The organism is Psychrobacillus sp. FSL H8-0483 (assembly GCF_038637725.1).
Classification (GTDB): domain Bacteria; phylum Bacillota; class Bacilli; order Bacillales_A; family Planococcaceae; genus Psychrobacillus.
This window is the reverse complement of sequence record NZ_CP152052.1, coordinates 3051874-3069943: the sequence shown is the minus strand read 5'-3', so window position 1 is coordinate 3069943 and position 18070 is coordinate 3051874. Positions and strand designations below refer to the sequence as shown.

General features: G+C 36.8%; 19 protein-coding genes and 2 riboswitches. Of the genes, 18 read left to right on the top strand and 1 reads right to left on the bottom strand.

What is annotated here, in order from left to right; translation table 11 throughout:
• The 16 genes from MHB48_RS14820 (at position 1) to MHB48_RS14745 (ending at position 16319) form a co-directional block, all read left to right on the top strand.
• Positions 1-321, top strand: coding sequence for a thioredoxin family protein (locus MHB48_RS14820; RefSeq protein ID WP_342598738.1), 321 nt, complete (start codon positions 1-3; stop codon positions 319-321).
• 35 nt (positions 322-356) lie between these two features.
• A riboswitch (SAM riboswitch) is annotated at positions 357-461 on the top strand.
• Between the two features lie 88 nt (positions 462-549).
• Entirely contained in the window at positions 550-1575 is a 1026-nt protein-coding gene (locus tag MHB48_RS14815) for a methionine ABC transporter ATP-binding protein (RefSeq protein WP_342598737.1), read from the top strand.
• The gene (locus tag MHB48_RS14810) at positions 1568-2236 is read left to right on the top strand and encodes a methionine ABC transporter permease (RefSeq protein WP_340922618.1); all 669 of its coding nucleotides are present in this window, start codon (positions 1568-1570) and stop codon (positions 2234-2236) included. The genes MHB48_RS14815 and MHB48_RS14810 overlap by 8 nt, the downstream gene beginning before the upstream one ends.
• A 62-nt stretch (positions 2237-2298) precedes the next feature.
• Positions 2299-3102 (top strand): MetQ/NlpA family ABC transporter substrate-binding protein, encoded by an 804-nt coding sequence (locus MHB48_RS14805; protein WP_342598736.1) that lies wholly within the window; start codon positions 2299-2301, stop codon positions 3100-3102.
• 693 nt (positions 3103-3795) lie between these two features.
• Positions 3796-4575, top strand: a complete 780-nt coding sequence (sufC, locus tag MHB48_RS14800; protein ID WP_342598735.1) for a Fe-S cluster assembly ATPase SufC — start codon at positions 3796-3798, stop codon at positions 4573-4575.
• 18 nt (positions 4576-4593) lie between these two features.
• On the top strand, positions 4594-5901 hold the full coding sequence (gene sufD, locus MHB48_RS14795) for a Fe-S cluster assembly protein SufD (RefSeq protein ID WP_342598734.1): 1308 nt from the start codon (positions 4594-4596) through the stop codon (positions 5899-5901).
• On the top strand, positions 5901-7133 hold the full coding sequence (locus MHB48_RS14790) for a cysteine desulfurase (protein WP_342598733.1): 1233 nt from the start codon (positions 5901-5903) through the stop codon (positions 7131-7133). Before sufD ends, MHB48_RS14790 begins: the two co-directional genes overlap by 1 nt.
• Complete coding sequence (gene sufU / locus MHB48_RS14785; protein ID WP_340922607.1) at positions 7123-7557, top strand: Fe-S cluster assembly sulfur transfer protein SufU; 435 nt, start codon at positions 7123-7125, stop codon at positions 7555-7557. Before MHB48_RS14790 ends, sufU begins: the two co-directional genes overlap by 11 nt.
• A gap of 21 nt (positions 7558-7578) precedes the next feature.
• Positions 7579-8976, top strand: a complete 1398-nt coding sequence (gene sufB / locus MHB48_RS14780; protein ID WP_342598732.1) for a Fe-S cluster assembly protein SufB — start codon at positions 7579-7581, stop codon at positions 8974-8976.
• A 124-nt stretch (positions 8977-9100) separates the two neighbouring features.
• Positions 9101-9952: a DUF72 domain-containing protein gene (locus MHB48_RS14775; RefSeq protein WP_342598731.1), complete on the top strand. Its 852-nt coding sequence runs from the start codon at positions 9101-9103 to the stop codon at positions 9950-9952.
• A gap of 1 nt (position 9953) precedes the next feature.
• On the top strand, positions 9954-10772 hold the full coding sequence (locus MHB48_RS14770) for a sulfite exporter TauE/SafE family protein (protein WP_342598730.1): 819 nt from the start codon (positions 9954-9956) through the stop codon (positions 10770-10772).
• Between the two features lie 74 nt (positions 10773-10846).
• On the top strand, positions 10847-12220 hold the full coding sequence (locus MHB48_RS14765) for a bifunctional UDP-sugar hydrolase/5'-nucleotidase (protein WP_342598729.1): 1374 nt from the start codon (positions 10847-10849) through the stop codon (positions 12218-12220).
• A 71-nt stretch (positions 12221-12291) separates the two neighbouring features.
• On the top strand, positions 12292-13026 hold the full coding sequence (yunB, locus tag MHB48_RS14760) for a sporulation protein YunB (RefSeq protein WP_342601397.1): 735 nt from the start codon (positions 12292-12294) through the stop codon (positions 13024-13026).
• Between the two features lie 48 nt (positions 13027-13074).
• A riboswitch (Lysine riboswitch) is annotated at positions 13075-13258 on the top strand.
• Between the two features lie 89 nt (positions 13259-13347).
• Positions 13348-14907, top strand: coding sequence for a Na+/H+ antiporter NhaC family protein (locus tag MHB48_RS14755; protein WP_342598728.1), 1560 nt, complete (start codon positions 13348-13350; stop codon positions 14905-14907).
• 132 nt (positions 14908-15039) lie between these two features.
• Complete coding sequence (lipA, locus tag MHB48_RS14750; protein WP_342598727.1) at positions 15040-15975, top strand: lipoyl synthase; 936 nt, start codon at positions 15040-15042, stop codon at positions 15973-15975.
• A 14-nt stretch (positions 15976-15989) separates the two neighbouring features.
• Positions 15990-16319, top strand: a complete 330-nt coding sequence (locus tag MHB48_RS14745) for a YutD family protein (RefSeq protein ID WP_342598726.1) — start codon at positions 15990-15992, stop codon at positions 16317-16319.
• Positions 16320-16381: 62 nt separating this feature from the next.
• On the opposite strand, the gene MHB48_RS14740 is transcribed toward MHB48_RS14745, so the two are convergent.
• Entirely contained in the window at positions 16382-16648 is a 267-nt protein-coding gene (locus MHB48_RS14740; protein WP_340922582.1) for a DUF3055 domain-containing protein, read from the bottom strand.
• Between the two features lie 85 nt (positions 16649-16733).
• Here MHB48_RS14740 and MHB48_RS14735 point away from each other — a divergent pair, with 85 nt between their 5' ends.
• The gene (locus MHB48_RS14735; RefSeq protein ID WP_342598725.1) at positions 16734-17195 is read left to right on the top strand and encodes a DUF86 domain-containing protein; all 462 of its coding nucleotides are present in this window, start codon (positions 16734-16736) and stop codon (positions 17193-17195) included.
• Positions 17182-17946, top strand: a complete 765-nt coding sequence (locus MHB48_RS14730) for a TIGR01457 family HAD-type hydrolase (RefSeq protein ID WP_342598724.1) — start codon at positions 17182-17184, stop codon at positions 17944-17946. The genes MHB48_RS14735 and MHB48_RS14730 overlap by 14 nt, the downstream gene beginning before the upstream one ends.
• The last annotated feature ends 124 nt before the right edge of the window (positions 17947-18070 follow it).

Below are 18070 nucleotides of genomic sequence, written 5' to 3'. Positions count from 1 at the left end.
GTGAATGAATGGACGCGAGAACAATGGGAGCAATATAAAAAAAAATCTCAGCTTTCTTTACTATATATTTATACACCTATGTGCGGTACTTGCCAGGTAGCAAGTAAAATGCTGCATGTCATAAATGAAATGGTTTCGTATCCATTAGGTCAAGCCAATATAAACTTTCTAGGTAACCTAGCTCAAGAATATGAAATTGAAAGTGTACCATGTCTTCTTATAGCGAAGAATGGGATTATTTATAGAAAAATATACGCTTTTCAATCTGTACCTTATTTGTTAGAAACAATAAAAAGTATTGACGACCAAGTAGTCGTATGATAATATACGATTTGTACTAAAATTTAATAGTGTCACTCTTATTAAGAGAGGTGGAGGGAAGTGCCCTACGAAGCCCGGCAACCGTCATGTAAATGAAATGGTGCCAAGTCACGCAAAGCGAATGCTTTGGGAAATGAGAGAATGGATGAGTGTTATTTAAATTGATAACCTACACCCCTTCTGCTCTTTTGCAGAAGGGGTTTTTTAATGAAAGGTGGTTAGATTTGCATGATTAGTTTAAAAGATGTTTCCAAAAAGTTTAATACGAAGCAAGGGACGATTGTTGCTGTTGATGATGTAAATCTTGACATTAAGCATGGCGAAATCTTTGGGATTATTGGATATAGTGGTGCTGGTAAAAGTACATTAATCCGATTGCTTAATGGCCTAGAGAAACCGACTTCGGGCCAAATAATCGTAAATGATAAAGAAATTACTTCCATTTCAGAAGATATGCTTCGCCAAGTAAGACAGAAAGTAAGTATGATTTTCCAGCATTTTAACCTTTTATGGTCTAGAACAGTTGCTGAAAATATTGCATTTCCACTAGAAATTGCAGGTGTCCCAAAAGAACAGAGAACAGCTCGAGTGAAGGAATTGATCGAGCTTGTTGGACTGGAAGGAAGAGGAGATTATTATCCTTCCCAATTGTCAGGTGGACAAAAACAACGAGTAGGGATTGCCCGTGCATTAGCAAACCGTCCGGAAGTATTACTCTGTGATGAGGCAACCTCTGCACTTGATCCTGAAACAACGGATGCTATTTTGGATCTGTTAGTCAGCATTAATGAGAAGCTAGGCTTAACGATTGTATTGATCACGCACGAAATGCAAGTCATTCAAAAGATTTGTAATCGAGTGGCAGTAATGGAAGGTGGGCATGTTGTGGAAGAGGGCGACGTGTTAGAAGTTTTCCAAAACCCACAACAACCAATAACGAAAAGATTTGTTACCCAAGTTTCGGAATCTACACAAACAATTCAAACGATACAAAACCTAGTGGATTTATATCCAAATGGCAAGTTAATCAAACTCACTTTTGTGGGAGAGCAAACAGAGCAGCCAATACTTTCTAGGCTGATCAAACAATTCGAACTAGAAGTCAATATTGTGCAAGGGAATATTTCGCACACAAAAAGCGGTGCGTTTGGCACGCTAATTCTCCAAATAGATGGAGATGCTTTAGCAGTCGATGAAGCGATTCGATTTATTCATGAACAGAAAGTAAGTACAGAGGTGATCAACAATGATTAATACGCTTTTTCCGAATGTTGATTGGCCTAGGATGTGGGAAGCAGCACTTGAAACACTTTATATGACCGGAGTATCAACAATCTTAACAGCTGTCTTTGGTCTCGCACTTGGATTGCTATTATTTTTAACAAGTCCACATCAAGCATGGGCGAATAAAATGGCAAACTGGTTAACAGGAGCAATTGTAAATATATTCCGCTCTATCCCTTTTATTATATTAATCATTTTACTTATACCATTAACGAAGTTGTTGGTGGGAACAATGCGTGGTCCGAATGCAGCATTTCCTGCACTTGTCATAGGGGCAGCACCATTTTATGCACGTATGGTGTTAATAGCTTTAAGGGAAATTGATAAAGGCGTTTTAGAAGCCGCAAAATCAATGGGGGCTAAAACGTCTACGATTATATGGAAGGTTTTATTGCCAGAATCAATGCCAGCATTAGTGTCTGGGATAACAGTTACTTGTGTTTCACTTGTTGGATACACTGCGATGGCAGGAATTATAGGTGCTGGTGGTTTGGGAACTTTGGCTTTCCTAGATGGGTTTCAAAGAAGTAGAGAAGACGTTACATTAGTCGCAACCATACTAATTTTAATTATTGTATTTATTATTCAATGGATTGGCGATGCGATTACATCCAAAATAGACAAGCGTTAATAGGTGTTTGCGAGTTTACTCGATCAAATATAAATTGGGGAAATATAAAGGAGAGAATGAAAATGAAAAAGTTTTTAGCTGGGGCATTATTATCAGTAAGTGCATTAACTCTTGCAGCTTGTGGAAATGAAGAAAGCGGCGAATTAGTAGTTGGAGCTTCTAACGTTCCACACGCAGAAATATTAGAACAAGTAAAACCTATTTTAGAAGAGCAAGGCATTGAACTTAAAATTGAAACTTACCAAGACTATGTATTACCAAACAAAGATTTGGAATCTGGAGACCTAGATGCTAACTTTTTTCAACATATTCCTTATTTAGAGGGCCAAATTAAAGACAATGGGTATGATTTTGTAAATGCAGGTGGAATTCACATTGAGCCAATCGGTGTTTACTCGAAAAAATACAAGTCATTAGAAGAGTTACCTGAAGGGGCTACAATTATTATGAGTAACTCTGTTGCTGACCATGGGCGTGTTTTATCTTTATTAGAAGCTAAAGGATTAATTAAACTTGCGGAGGGTATAGATAAAACAGCAGCTGAAGTAAAAGACGTTGTAGAAAATAAGAAAAATCTAAAATTTGATGCCAACTATGAACCAGCATTACTTGTTCAGCTTTATGAAAATGAAGAAGGCGATGCAGTTCTTATTAACTCTAATTTCGCAATTGACGCTGGAATCAACCCATTAGAAGAATCAATCGCATTAGAAGATAAAGAATCACCATATGTAAATATTGTTGCTGTACGAGCTGAAGATAAAGACAAAAAAGAAATCAAAGCTTTAGTTGACGCATTACACTCGAAAGAAATTCAAGATTTTATTATTACTGAGTGGAACGGTTCTGTAGTACCAGTTAACTAATATTATAGATAGAGGGAAAGCAAGCATTGAAAAATGCTTGCTTTTTTATATGGATATATTTTTCAATTACGAATTTTACCTATTTAGGAGTTTATAGTGCACTTGCGATTATTGTTGATAAATTTTCAAAAGAAAAATAAATGTTTATAATGGAATGACATGGGTATGTACTATAGTGTAAGTGTTAAAAATCGAAAGGACTGATTCATTATCAATTCAGAGGAGTTACCTTACACAGAACAAATGGACCACGCATTCAGAGGAGTACATGGATTTGGGTACGACGAATTACGAAACAGCCAAGCATTACGCTTAAAAGTTGAAAAGCGTCGACAAAAAGATTACGAGAAGAGTATTCAAATGGTTGCAAAAATTGATGCGCAAGCTTACCGAGGCTAAAATAATAAAGGAAGATCCATGAAGACAAATTTCTTCATGGATTTTTTCTGTTAACACTGTGTTCATAGTGAAATCGATTCTCAATTAGATTACTCTTATTGAAAATGTAAGATATTACTACTCTTTGAGTAATGTAAGATGAAAAATCAGTAGAAATCATAACTATGAATGTTTTTTATTATAAATGGTAAAGTTTTTCAAAAGATTTGCAAGGGAATACAGTTTGGGTTAAGATTAGAATGATAATAAATTAGAATGGTTATACATTCATAGTTACTTAATGGAGGTTATTAAATGTCGACTTTAGTTATTAAGGATTTACACGTTTCAATCGACGGTAAAGAGATTCTAAAAGGTGTAAATCTAACAATTAATACAAATGAAATTCACGCAGTTATGGGTCCAAATGGTACTGGTAAATCTACTTTAGCATCTGCTATTATGGGTCATCCTAAATATGAAGTAACATCTGGTTCTGTTGAACTTGATGGGGAAGATGTATTAGCTATGGAAGTAGACGAGCGCGCACAAGCTGGTTTATTTTTAGCTATGCAATATCCAAGCGAAATTACTGGAGTAACAAATGCAGACTTCTTACGTTCAGCGATCAACTCCCGTCGTGAAGAAGGAGATGAAATTTCATTAATGAAGTTCATCCGTGAGTTAGACAGTAAAATGGAGTTCTTAGAAATGGATCTTGACATGGCGCAACGTTATTTAAATGAAGGCTTCTCTGGCGGAGAGAAAAAGCGTAACGAAATTCTTCAATTAATGATGCTAAAACCAAAGTTCGCTATCTTAGATGAAATCGATTCTGGTTTAGATATCGATGCACTTAAAGTAGTTTCTAAAGGTATCAACGAAATGCGTGGAGAAGGATTTGGAAGTCTAGTAATCACTCACTACCAACGCCTTCTTAACTACATCACTCCAGACCATGTACATGTAATGATGCAAGGTCGCGTTGTTAAATCTGGTGGTCCTGAGCTTGCTCAAAAATTAGAAGCGCAAGGATATGACTGGATTAAAGAAGAGTTAGGAATTGAAGACGAGACAGTTGGACAAGAAGCATAAGAAAGGGGACGAATCAGCATGACGGTTGAAACGAAATTGGCATTAACCGAGCAGGATATCCGCTCCTTTTCAGAAGGCCACCAAGAGCCAAGCTGGATGACGGATCTTCGTCTAAAAGCACTAGGTGAATTTGAGACGCTTCCAATGCCAACACCAGATAAAACAAAAATTACAAATTGGAATTTTACTGAATTTCCAACGCATACTGTAGAAAGCAATGTTTTCGCATCTTTAGATGAACTTCCTGAAGAAGTGAAGGCACTTGTAAATGCAGAAGAACAAAAAAATATTTATATTCAACATAACAACACAGCGGCATTTCTTTCTTTATCGGAAGATTTACAAGCAAAAGGTGTTATTTTAACAGATATTTATACGGCTATCCGTGAGCATAGTGATCTTGTTCAAAAATATTTTATGACAGATGGCGTTAAAGTCCGTGAGCACAAATTGACAGCACTTCATGCTGCACTTCTTAACGGTGGCGTATTTGTATATGTACCGAAAAATGTAGTAGTAGAAGAGCCAATTCAAGTTATATATTTACACGACAATGCTACAGCATCTTTATTCAATCACACATTACTTGTGGCGGATGATAATAGTGCAGTTACGTATGTGGAAAACTATTTATCAACAGTAGAAAAAGCAAACGGCCTAGCAAATATCGTTTCCGAAGTAATTGTAAAAGATAATGCAAAAGTTACATTTGGAACAGTAGATGTACTAGCGGAAGGTTTCACTACGTATGTAAATCGTCGTGGGGTAACTAGCCGTGATGCAGTGCTTGAATGGGCACTTGGCATGATGAATGACAGCGATACAATTTCTGAAAATGTGACACATTTAGTTGGGGACAATTCAGAAGGTCATGTAAAAATGGTTGTTGTAGGTCGTGGAAAACAAAAACAAAACTTTACAACGAAAGTTATTCATTGGGGTAAACATACAGAAGGGCAAATCTTGAAGCACGGTGTGATGAAAGATGAAGCTTCTTCTATCTTCAATGGTGTGGGTAAAATCGAATTCGGTGCAACTAAATCAAATGCAGAGCAAGAGTCACGTGTACTAATGTTAAGTGAAAAAGCACGTGGGGATGCAAATCCGATTTTATTAATTGACGAAGATGATGTAACAGCAGGTCATGCAGCTTCTGTTGGCCGAGTAGATCCACTTCAGTTGTACTATTTAATGAGCCGTGGGATTTCAAAACACGAAGCAGAGCGTCTGGTTATTCATGGATTCCTTGCTCCTGTAGTTAATGAATTACCGATCGAAGGCGTGAAGAAACAGCTGACGGAGGTTATTGAAAGGAAAGTTCGCTAATGCTCAATATTAAAGAGATTCGAAGCTATTTTCCGATATTAAATCAAGAAGTTAATGGTCATCCACTTGTTTATTTAGATAGTGGAGCTACTTCTCAAAAGCCTATTCAAGTAATTGAAGCGATGAAAAAATACTATGAATTTGATAATTCAAATGTTCACCGTGGTGTTCACACATTAGGCAATCGTGCGACTGAAAACTATGAGGGAGCACGTGAGAAGGTTCGTAAATTTATAAATGCTAAATCTATAGAGGAAATTATCTTTACACGCGGGACAACTACTGCCATCAATACAGTTGCAAAAAGCTATGGCCTTGCAAATGTAACAGAAGGCGATGAAATTGTTATTACGTATATGGAGCATCATTCGAACATCATTCCTTGGCAACAACTTGCGAAAGAAACGGGTGCCATCCTTAAATATATTGATTTAGAAGAAGATGGGACAATTTCTTTGGAAAAAGTCCGTGCAACCATTACGAATAATACAAAGATAGTATCTGTTGTTTACGTTTCCAATGTATTAGGTACGATGAATCCAATTCAAGAAATTACACAAATAGCGCACGAACATGGTGCAGTTATGGTGGTAGACGGTGCACAAGCTTCGCCGCACATCAAACTGGATGTTCAAAGACTTGATTGTGATTTCCTTGCTTTTTCAGGACATAAAATGTGTGGACCTACTGGTATCGGCGTTCTTTATGGAAAGAAAGAGTTACTGGAAGTAATGGAGCCGATCGAATTTGGTGGGGAAATGATTGACTTTGTAGGTTTATATGAATCTACATGGAAAGAACTACCTTGGAAATTTGAAGCTGGTACACCTATAATTGCAGGTGCAATAGGTTTAGGAGCAGCAATTGATTTCCTAGAAGAAATCGGTCTTGATGCTATTGAAAAACATGAGCATGAGCTTGCTGCTTATGCGATGGAAAAAATGTCTACAATTGAAGGCTTAACGATTTATGGACCACAAGATCCGTCGCAAAGAGCTGGAATTGTAACATTTAATTTAGATGAAGTGCATCCGCACGATGTAGCAACTGTCCTGGATATGAGTGGTATTGCTGTTCGTGCAGGACATCATTGTGCTCAACCATTGATGAAATGGTTAGAAGTATCCGCAACTGCAAGAGCAAGTTTTTATCTGTACAATTCAGAAGAAGATATTGACCGACTAGTTGCTGGCTTACGCACTGCAAAGGAGTATTTCGGAGATGGCTTCTAATAATTTAGATCAACTATATCGACAAGTAATTATGGATCACTATAAAAATCCTCGTAATAAAGGCAGTATAGAGGATGGAGCTTTAACAATTGATATGAATAACCCAACTTGTGGGGACCGCATACATTTAACACTTCAAGTGGAAGATGGCGTAGTCCAAAACGCTAAGTTTGACGGGGAAGGTTGTTCCATTTCTATGTCTTCTGCATCGATGATGACGCAAGCGATAAAAGGGAAGAACATTGAGGAAGCACTTCAGCTTTCTACCATCTTTTCAGATATGATGCTTGGTAAAGAATACGATGATTCTATTGATCTTGGGGATATTGAAGCATTAAACGGTGTTTCTAAATTCCCTGCACGTATTAAGTGTGCAACACTTGCGTGGAAGGCGATGGAAAAAGGCGTTTCAGAAAAGAAATAAAATGAGAACGGAGGAAATACGATGGCAAAAAAAATGCCTGAAATTGGCGATTATAAATATGGCTTCCACGATAAAGACGTATCCATTTTCCGTTCAAAACGTGGTTTAACGAAAGATATCGTTGAAGAAATCTCACGTATGAAAAATGAACCACAATGGATGTTAGATTATCGTTTAAAAGCTTTAGAAATTTTCTACTCAAAACCAATGCCACAATGGGGTGGAGATTTAGGGTCATTGAATTTTGATGAAATTACGTATTACGTGAAACCATCAGAACAAACAGAAAAATCATGGGATGAAGTACCAGAGGAAATCAAAGCAACATTTGATAAACTGGGAATTCCAGAAGCTGAACAAAAATACCTTGCAGGTGTTTCTGCACAGTATGAATCAGAGGTTGTTTACCACAACATGAAACAAGAGCTTCAAGATTTGGGAATCGTATTTAAAGATACGGACTCTGCTCTTCGTGAAAATGAAGATATTTTCAAGAAGCACTGGGGAACAGTTATTCCATCATCAGATAATAAATTCTCTGCACTTAACTCGGCAGTATGGTCGGGTGGATCATTTATCTATGTACCACCAGGCGTAAAAGTGGAAACACCACTTCAAGCATACTTCCGTATTAACTCAGAAAACATGGGTCAATTCGAGCGTACGCTAATCATTGTAGACGAAGGCGCATCCGTACATTATGTGGAAGGATGTACAGCACCAGTTTACACAACAAACTCACTTCATAGTGCAGTTGTTGAAATCATTATCAAAAAAGATGCTTATTGCCGTTACACTACCATCCAAAACTGGGCAAACAACGTATATAACTTAGTTACAAAACGTGCTGTTTGTGATGCAAATGCTACAATGGAATGGATTGATGGTAATATCGGTTCTAAATTAACAATGAAATACCCAGCTGTTATCCTTAAAGGAGAAGGCGCACGTGGTATGACTCTTTCTATCGCGATCGCTGGTAAAGGACAACACCAAGATGCTGGTGCAAAAATGATGCATTTAGCTCCAAATACTTCTTCTACAATTGTTTCGAAATCAATTTCTAAACAAGGTGGTAAAGTAACATACCGTGGTATCGTTCATTTTGGACGTAAAGCAACGGGAGCTCGTGCAAACATTGAATGTGATACATTGATCATGGATAATCAGTCTACTTCTGATACAATTCCATACAACGAAATCTTAAACGATAACATTTCTCTAGAGCACGAAGCGAAAGTTTCGAAAGTATCTGAGGAACAATTATTCTACTTGATGAGTCGTGGACTTAGTGAAGAAGAAGCAACTGAAATGATCGTAATGGGCTTCATCGAGCCATTCACAAAAGAACTTCCAATGGAATATGCGGTAGAAATGAACCGATTAATCAAATTTGAGATGGAAGGCTCTATCGGTTAATACAGATAGACCGTCCAAAAGCAGCAGAGTGAATGTAATTTCATTCTTGCTGCTTTTTTAATTCTTTTGTTTTGTCTGACAAGCTAACGCAGTGATATGATAATATAATTAACGAGGTGATTGCATGATTCAAATTGGTTTAACGGGTTGGGGAGATCATCCTGACTTATATACATCATCTGCTAAGCAAAAACTTCAGGATTATTGTGCTCATTTCCCTGTCGTGGAATTAGATGCTGCCTTTTATGCCATTCAACCTATTAAAAATAGCTTAAAATGGATAAACGAGACTCCTGAAAACTTTCAATTTATTGTGAAGGCGTATCAGGGTATTACAGGTCATTTACGAGGAGAATTTCCGTTTAATTCGCAAGAAGAAATGTTCGAGCTATACCGACAGTCTATTATCCCTTTTCAAAAGGCTGGAAAACTTTCGATGATATTAGTTCAATTTCCTCCATGGTTTCAATGTGAGAAGGAAAACGTCGCTTATATTCGAAAAGTTAGAGAAGAACTAAAGGACTTTGAGGTGGTCATTGAGTTCCGCCATCAATCTTGGTATGCACAAGAGTATAGAAAATCTACCCTTCAATTTTTAAAAGAAAATTCTTTTCACCATAGTGTTTGTGATGAACCACAGGTTGGAGATGGGAGTATTCCATTAGTACCAGTCGCTACCTCAAGTAAAGTACTTGTTCGATTACACGGAAGAAATACATACGGTTGGCTTAACCCAGGTAATAACGAAAAATGGAGAGAAGTTCGATATTTATATGACTATAATAAGGAAGAGTTAACATATATCCAAAACGTTTGTGAGCAATTACAGAAGCAAGCAAAGGAAGTTATCGTATTATTTAATAATAATTCGGGTGGGCATGCTGCAAAGAATGCAAAATCATTTCAGCAAATGCTTGGAATTGAGTTTAATGGATTAGCACCAAAACAATTAGATCTATTCGAAGGAGGATTGTAAAATGGAATGGTTTTTATTAGTAGTAAGTGGACTTTTTTCTGGTATTATTGGAGCTTTAGTGGGTCTTGGCGGAGGCGTTATCTTAGTACCAGTAGTACTATTTTTTGGCACTACTCTCGATTTAATTCCTAATATTACTCCACAAAGTGTGGTAGGATTATCTGTCGTGATGATGATCTTTACTGGACTCTCATCTACCCTTTCTTATATGAAAACGAAAACAGTCGATTTCAAAAGTGGAGGTATTTTCTTTATTGGAAGTATACCTGGAACAATTTTGGGTGCTTGGGTGAATAAAGGATTAGACTTACCTTCCTTTAATTTGTACTTTGGTATTTTACTTGTGGTCTTATCTATGCTATTGCTTGTTCGTAATTATTTGAAGCCAGTCCATTGGTTTGTCGAGAATGGCAAGAAAAGAACATTCAAAGATGAGAATAGTACATATGTATATGGGTATCCTATTTGGTTTGCACTTATATTAACGTTTGCAGTTGGTTTTGCATCCGGGTTATTTGGTATTGGTGGAGGTTCGATTATCGTACCAGCAATGATTTTATTATTCCTATTTCCACCACACGTAGCAATTGGGACGTCAATGTTCATGGTGTTCCTTTCGTCGATCGTCAATTCAATAACGCATATTTCGTTAGGAAATGTACCTTGGTTATACACAATTCCAGTTATTCCAGCTGCTTATATTGGAGCAAAAATTGGAGCAAGATTAAACAAAAAGTTAAACTCAGAAACACTTGTTTTGGCACTTCGTATCGTACTGCTATTACTTGGTATTCGCTCTATTATCGATGGATTATTATAACTTTATTCCGTAATACGTCCCAACGTCTACTGTAGGCTTTTGTGAATATATTTAAATAAAGAGGTGGGTGGAGAATGAGAGAGACAATACATATTTATCATACGAATGATTTGCATAGTCATTTAGAAAACTGGCCTACTATTCATCAGTTTCTCTCAGAACGCCGAAAAAATCACGGACCAACTGATTCCTATCTTACGCTAGATATCGGGGACCATATAGATAGATCGAATATTTATACTGAAGGCACTCTTGGAAAAGGGAATGTCCAACTACTAAATGATGCGGAATACGATTACATAACGATTGGTAACAATGAAGGTATAACGCTGAGTCATGAGGAGCTGGACACTTTATATGCCGAGGCTAAATTTGAAGTCATCGTGTCTAATTTTACTGACTTAAAAGGAAATATTCCCTCTTGGGTACTTCCGTATAAAATTCATACCACCCCCTCAGGAATTAAAATTGGTCTTGTCGCTGCAACTGCTGATTTTGGGGAGTATTATGAAAAATTAGGTTGGTCAATCCAAAATCCAATGGATCGCTTGAAGGAAGTTTGTAAGGAAATCGGAACTAGCGTAGATATTCTAATTTGTATGTCCCATTTAGGCATTTCTCTGGATGAAACAATGTCCGTAGAAATACCTGAAATAGATCTTATTTTAGGTTCTCATACTCATCATATATTTGAGGAAGGGAAAGTAATAGGGAATACATTACAAGCTGCTACGGGCAAATTTGGTATGTACGTGGGGCATGTGACGATAGAATATGACCTAGAAAGTAAAAAAATTGTATCTAGGCAAGCGACCTTGTATCCTACGGATAATTTACCGGTTCCTAAAGAGGCAGAACTTCAGTTAGAAAAATGGGAGCAAATAGGGAATCAGAATCTTTCCTCTATTGTATTCGAAAATCGCTCTCTATTAGCAAAGGAATGGTTTAGTGGTTCTGACTTATCTAGTTTTTTTGGAAAGGCGTTAATTGCTTTTACTAATGCTGACTGTGCTATGTTTCCCGCAGGTATCTTTTTAACGGATTTACCTAAAGGTCCTATTTCGGCTAGTGATTTACATGGTTGTCTACCACATCCTATTAATCCGTGTGTGATTACATTGACCGGATCAGAGTTACTAGAAATAATAGAGACCTCTAAAAATGATAAATGGCCGAGTCTAGAAGTGAAAGGGCTTGGTTTCCGTGGGAAATATTTAGGTTCCATGCTGTATGAACAACTTGTAGAAAATGAATTCGGTGACCTTTTTATTAAGGATGAATTGTTGAATCTCGATAACATATATACGCTAGCTACGCTGGATATGTTTACATTTGGCTATTTCTTTCCTACGTTAAAGTTTGCGAATAAGCAATATTTTATGCCAGAGATGATTCGTGATGTTGTAAAATGGTATGGAAAAATAGAAGAACGTATATATTTGTCATGAAAATCTCTCCGTTTACATATTGTAACTAGGGGGATTTTTTGTTGTTCTATCGAAAAAAGAAGCGTTTCTCCATATTAACAACTCAGCGAAAATTAGCGATTTTTCTTGCATGCTTCATCCTATCGGTTGCGGGAGTTTTTTATTATGTGAATGTACAACTAACTCCAACATATCTTCGCTATGCGGAAGTCCAAACGAATAAAATAGCGTCCATGGTTATTAGTAAAGCCATTAATTCGAGAACGGCTAACGTATTAGACGTAAACGATATTATTGAAGAAGTGCCATCCGATAGTGCAAATATGGTCACAACGAAATTTAATACAGAGATCATTAATCGTGTTCTATCCGATACAAATAGTTTAGTACAATCGCATTTAGAGCAAGCCGAGCAAGGAAATTTATCGAGTTTGCCTTATTTAGATGACATCGAATATGACAAGCAAACGATGGAGGATCAAGGGGGAGTTGTATTTTTCGTGCCGATGGGGCAGGCGACGAATATTCCACTCATTGGTAACTTAGGTCCTAAAATTCCGATAAGGTTTCATGTAATCGGAAATGTCCAATCAAATGTAGTGCCAACCATTCAGGAATTTGGTATTAATAATGCGTATGTAGAGGTCAGTATCCATATAAAAGTAAATGTCCAAATTATCGTTCCATTGGCAAGCAAAATGAGTGTCGTAGAGCAAAATATTCCGGTTGCAATGGGATTAGTGCAAGGGCAAGTACCGTATATTTATACGAAAGGTGAAGGGAATTCTCCATCTGTAGAAGTACCCTTACCGTTGCCAGAAAAATAAAAAATATTAAGATGCATAGAAATTACTGATACTATAATGTAAATGAATAAAATAGGTAGAGGCTGCAGAGCTTAAAAGTACTATACGGTAGGGTGACACCGAGGATCGTATACGAAAGGAAGTTTTGCCGAAATTAGATATGGTTGGTCAAACGATATTTAGTTGGGGTTATTTTGAATAAAAATAACACTGTCATTTATATGATTCATATAAATGGGGAGCTACAAAAATATGGATAAAAGTTTTAATACTTAAATTCAATAGTAGAAGCCAACCTATAATAATTAGGGTGGCTTTTTTTATTTTGAGGAGGAGCAGGTTTTGGAGAATACAATTTTTTCTTTAGTACCACCATTATTAGCAATTATTATGGTTTTAGTCACAAAAAGGGTTTTATTATCATTAGGAGTTGGGATTGTTTCCGCTGCGTTTCTTGTAGAGAGTTTTGCTCCTGTAGATTCGTTCATACTCTTATGGGAATCTTTTAAAACTTCTTTTTGGGATGAAGGGTTAAATACGCATAATATTTATATATTACTCTTTATATTGTTATTAGGCGTTGTGACAGCATTTGTTAGTTTGTCTGGTGGGAGTGAGGCATTTGCTGCGTGGGCGGTAAAAAGAATTCAGACAAGACGTGGTTCAAAGCTACTTACTGTATTTTTAGGAATCATCATATTTGTAGATGATTATTTTAATGCACTAGCAGTTGGACAAATTGCAAGACCTATTACTGATTCACATAAAGTATCACGTGCAAAGCTGGCTTATTTTATCGATTCTACTTCTGCACCAGTTTGCGTGGTATCACCAGTTTCCAGCTGGGGCGCTTTTTTAATTTCACAGCTAGGGGTTATTTTTACGACACACGCAATAACTGAGTATACACCCTTACAGGCATTTATGTTAATGGCGCCAATGAATTTTTATGTAATTGCAACTCTATCCATGGTATTTTTTATTGCATGGACAGACTTTGATATATTAGAGATGAAAAAACATGAAAAAAGAGCGATAGAAACAGGTCAACTATTCGACTTGGAGAAAACAAATCCAGGGGATCTTCAAGGGGATTTCCCGGAAAATAAATATGGTAAAGTAATTGACCTAGTACTGCCTATCATTTCATTAGTTGTTGTAACACTATTAGCCATGTTTTGGACAGGCTACAACCTGTCTGGAAGAGAATTTAATCTACTGGTGATTTTTGAAAATATGAATGTTCCATTTTCTCTACTTATCGGAGGATTAACAGCAAGTACTTTAGCTGTATTATTGTATTTACGTCAATTTAAAACAAATCCGGGTGCTAACATTAGCAATGTATGGAAAGCTCTAGTCACAGGTGTTAACTCTATGCTACCAGCAATCTTTATACTCGTATTTGCGTGGGCATTGTCATTTTTAATCAATGAATTAGAAACAGGTGCGTTTTTAGCTACGTTGGTAACGGAAAACAATATCCCAGTTGGGGTCATTCCTTTCCTATTATTTGTCTTAACAGCGTTTATGGCATTTGCAACAGGTTCGTCATGGGGGTCTTTCGGGATTTTATTACCAATTGGAGCAAGTATTATAATGGCCATAGAACCCGAATTATTATTGCCAGTTCTTGCAGCTGTATTGGCTGGAGCAGTTTTTGGAGACCATTGCTCTCCTATTTCAGATACTACGATTATGTCAGCAACTGGAGCAGGGGTAAATGTCATTGACCACGTTATAACACAATTACCATACGCCATTATTTGCGCCGTAATTGCTGGCGTTGGCTATTTAGTTTTAGGATTGACAGGGTCTGTAATGATTGGTTTTATATCAGTTATAGTCATGATTGTACTATTATTTACTGCTTGGAGTATTAGAGGTAAAAAAGCCAATTAATACATGTTACTTAGAAACCGCTGATTACTTGTTTATACTAGGTAAATATAGTTTCAGAAGGTTGTTTGAATTCTCATAATATGTTACATTGACAACAGTAAAGTTAGTTTATTTGGAATGGGGTCGAGAGTAGTGACATCGTGCAAACCAACAAAAACTGAGCATGAGCGTAAGCCTGATTGGTTAAAAATAAAATTAAATACAAATGAAGAATACAAGGGTCTAAAAAAATTAATGCGTGAAAATAATTTACATACAGTATGTGAAGAAGCGAGATGTCCAAATATCCATGAATGTTGGGGTTCGCGAAGAACAGCAACATTTATGATCTTAGGAGCAGTTTGTACACGTGCATGTCGTTTTTGTGCAGTGAAAACTGGGCTTCCAACTGAGCTAGATTTAGCAGAACCAGAACGTGTTGCAGATTCAGTAGTTATTATGAATTTAAAACATGTAGTTGTTACGGCGGTAGCTCGTGATGATTTAAAAGATGGTGGCTCGGAAGTATTTGCAGAAACAATTCGTGCAATCCGTCGTAAAAATCCATTCACAACAATTGAAGTTTTACCTTCGGATATGGGTGGAATCGAGCAAAACATCCAAAATATTATGGATGCCAAACCGGATATTCTAAATCACAATATTGAAACCGTTCGTCGTTTAACTCCGAGAGTTCGTGCAAGAGCAAAATATGACCGTTCGCTTGAATTACTTCGTCGCGCAAAAGAAATGCAACCAAGTATTCCAACTAAATCATCACTAATGTTAGGTTTAGGGGAAACGCATGAAGAAATTCTAGAAGTTATGGATGATTTACGTGCAAATAACGTGGACATCATGACAATTGGTCAGTATTTACAACCAACTAAAAAGCATTTACCTGTTCTAAAATATTACTCACCTGCTGAGTTTGGTGAGTTACGTAAGATTGCAATGAGTAAAGGATTCTCGCATTGTGAAGCTGGTCCTCTAGTAAGAAGTAGTTATCACGCGGATGAACAAGTGAATGCTGCTGCGAAACAAAGACAAGCACAAGGTGAAGAACTACTAACTACTCAAAATATCTAATGGGTGGTGATTAAATGATAGTTGTGGAAGGTTTTACTTATGAAGTATTAGAAGATTACCGAGATGCATTTAAAGAAGATGCTTTTTTGGATCGGTATAGCGAAATCTTATCGAAGTATGACTATATTATGGGTGACTGGGGATATGGACAGCTTCGTTTAAAAGGATTTTTCGAGGATCGTAATCATAAAGCAACATTTGATACGAAAATAAGTACCATGAAAGATTATTTGTATGAGTATTGTAATTTTGGTTGTGCTTATTTTATTCTCAAAAAAACAGGAGTTGCCCCAAAAATGGCTCCACTAGAAATTAATGAAACCCTTGAGCAAGATCATTCGTGATCATAGCTCAAGGGTTTTTTAGTTTAGCTCGAGTGACAAGTGTTTACCATTTGTTACTAATCTTAGCTGAGTAATTCTCTTAAGTAGTCTCTTAGTTCTTCTGCTTCTTCTTCTGTTCTATTATATACATGTTCGAGATAGCCTGGTTCTTCTAAATCGTCTGAACCTAAAATGGCTGCTCGACCATATTGAATATCCATAACAAGCACTTTCCCAAAAAAACGAGAGCTTTGTAAAATTGCTAAATCATATCGTTGAGAATCTCCTGTAAATCCAACAAATCTTGTTTTCGTATCTTCTACATCATCGTATAAAAAAAATCGTTCCACCCGGCAACACTCCTTCCTACCTATGAATTATGGTACTATAGAATAGAGGTATATATCAACTGAAGAAGAATTAGGAGGCTTTTCAATGTATTTTGTGGATCGAAAAAAAATTGCAATGACTTTAGCACATATGAAAGAATTGCTTGTATTAATAGACCAAAAAACAGATTGGCATAAAGATGAATTATCAAAATTAGCGTTCGAACGAGTTGGCCAAAATATGATTGAATCGATTATTGATGTAGGGAATTCGATGATTGATGGTTTTATCATGAGGGATCCTGGTGGCTACGATGATATTATCGACATTTTAACTGATGAGAATGTGATTACCCCTGAAATGGATGCTCCTATCAAAGAAGTGATCGAATTTCGAAAAGAACTTGTGCGTAGTTTTTATTCCGTTGATCATAAAAAATTAGAACATATACTTGTATCCAACTTAGTGTATTTAAAACAATTTCCTGAAAAAGTAGAAAGCTATTTGGTAAATGAACTTGGTCCAGTTTCTGCTTTTCTACCGGAGGATTCGAATGTTAAGCTATAAGGCTTACTGTCTAGACCTGGATGGAACTGTGTATAGAGGTAAAACGCCAATAAAAGAAGCAGTGGATTTTGTGCAGTATTTGCAAAGTAAAGGGGTGGAGCCTTTTTTTGTGACGAATAATTCTTCCATGACCCAAAAAAAACTGCAAGAAAAGCTAGCGATAATGGATGTACATACGGATCAAGATCATATTATTTCTTCTTCGATTGCGGCAGCGAATTATATGGATGAATACTATCATGGAAAGTCAGTATTTATGATTGGAGAAAGTGGTTTACAAGATGCGCTTGATTCTAAACAAATAGTCATTACGGAAGATATTGGTGATGTGGTTGTTATGGGGATTGATCGCGCCATTAACTACGAAAAGCTTGCAACTGCTTGTCTTTCGGTTCGTGCGGGAGCAACCTTTATTTCTACCAATAGTGATCATGCATTTCCAAACGAAAGAGGACTTGTTCCTGGAAATGGTGCTTTTACAAAGTTAGTAGAGCATTCCACTGGTGTAGAGCCAATATTTATGGGGAAACCTCAGCCTTACATGTTAGAGCTTATACAAAAGAAGTATGGATTTAAAAAAGAAGAAATGATTATGATTGGAGACAATTATCAAACAGATATATTGACGGGCATCCGTATGGGTATTCATACAGCACATGTGAATAGTGGTGTAAATCGTACAGAAGAAGTGCAATTGCAGAGAGAACAGCCAACGTATTTCCTACAATCGTTATTGGAGTGGACAAAATAAAAAGACTGCAGCAGCTATTGCTTGCAGTCTTTTTAAAATGACGCTGTTATGTTTTACTGTTGTTTTTTAGCATGCAATGTTGGGTAGAATTCGTGCAGACTCTTGCTTGAATCGAGCCAGACAA

Coding starts and splice junctions, on each gene's coding strand:
- MHB48_RS14815 (WP_342598737.1), top strand. CDS start 550: ATGATTAGTTTAAAAGATGTTTCCAAAAAGTTTAATACGAAGCAAGGG.
- MHB48_RS14810 (WP_340922618.1), top strand. CDS start 1,568: ATGATTAATACGCTTTTTCCGAATGTTGATTGGCCTAGGATGTGGGAA.
- MHB48_RS14805 (WP_342598736.1), top strand. CDS start 2,299: ATGAAAAAGTTTTTAGCTGGGGCATTATTATCAGTAAGTGCATTAACT.
- sufC (WP_342598735.1), top strand. CDS start 3,796: ATGTCGACTTTAGTTATTAAGGATTTACACGTTTCAATCGACGGTAAA.
- sufD (WP_342598734.1), top strand. CDS start 4,594: ATGACGGTTGAAACGAAATTGGCATTAACCGAGCAGGATATCCGCTCC.
- MHB48_RS14790 (WP_342598733.1), top strand. CDS start 5,901: ATGCTCAATATTAAAGAGATTCGAAGCTATTTTCCGATATTAAATCAA.
- sufU (WP_340922607.1), top strand. CDS start 7,123: ATGGCTTCTAATAATTTAGATCAACTATATCGACAAGTAATTATGGAT.
- sufB (WP_342598732.1), top strand. CDS start 7,579: ATGGCAAAAAAAATGCCTGAAATTGGCGATTATAAATATGGCTTCCAC.
- MHB48_RS14775 (WP_342598731.1), top strand. CDS start 9,101: ATGATTCAAATTGGTTTAACGGGTTGGGGAGATCATCCTGACTTATAT.
- MHB48_RS14770 (WP_342598730.1), top strand. CDS start 9,954: ATGGAATGGTTTTTATTAGTAGTAAGTGGACTTTTTTCTGGTATTATT.
- MHB48_RS14765 (WP_342598729.1), top strand. CDS start 10,847: ATGAGAGAGACAATACATATTTATCATACGAATGATTTGCATAGTCAT.
- MHB48_RS14745 (WP_342598726.1), top strand. CDS start 15,990: ATGATAGTTGTGGAAGGTTTTACTTATGAAGTATTAGAAGATTACCGA.
- MHB48_RS14735 (WP_342598725.1), top strand. CDS start 16,734: ATGTATTTTGTGGATCGAAAAAAAATTGCAATGACTTTAGCACATATG.
- MHB48_RS14730 (WP_342598724.1), top strand. CDS start 17,182: ATGTTAAGCTATAAGGCTTACTGTCTAGACCTGGATGGAACTGTGTAT.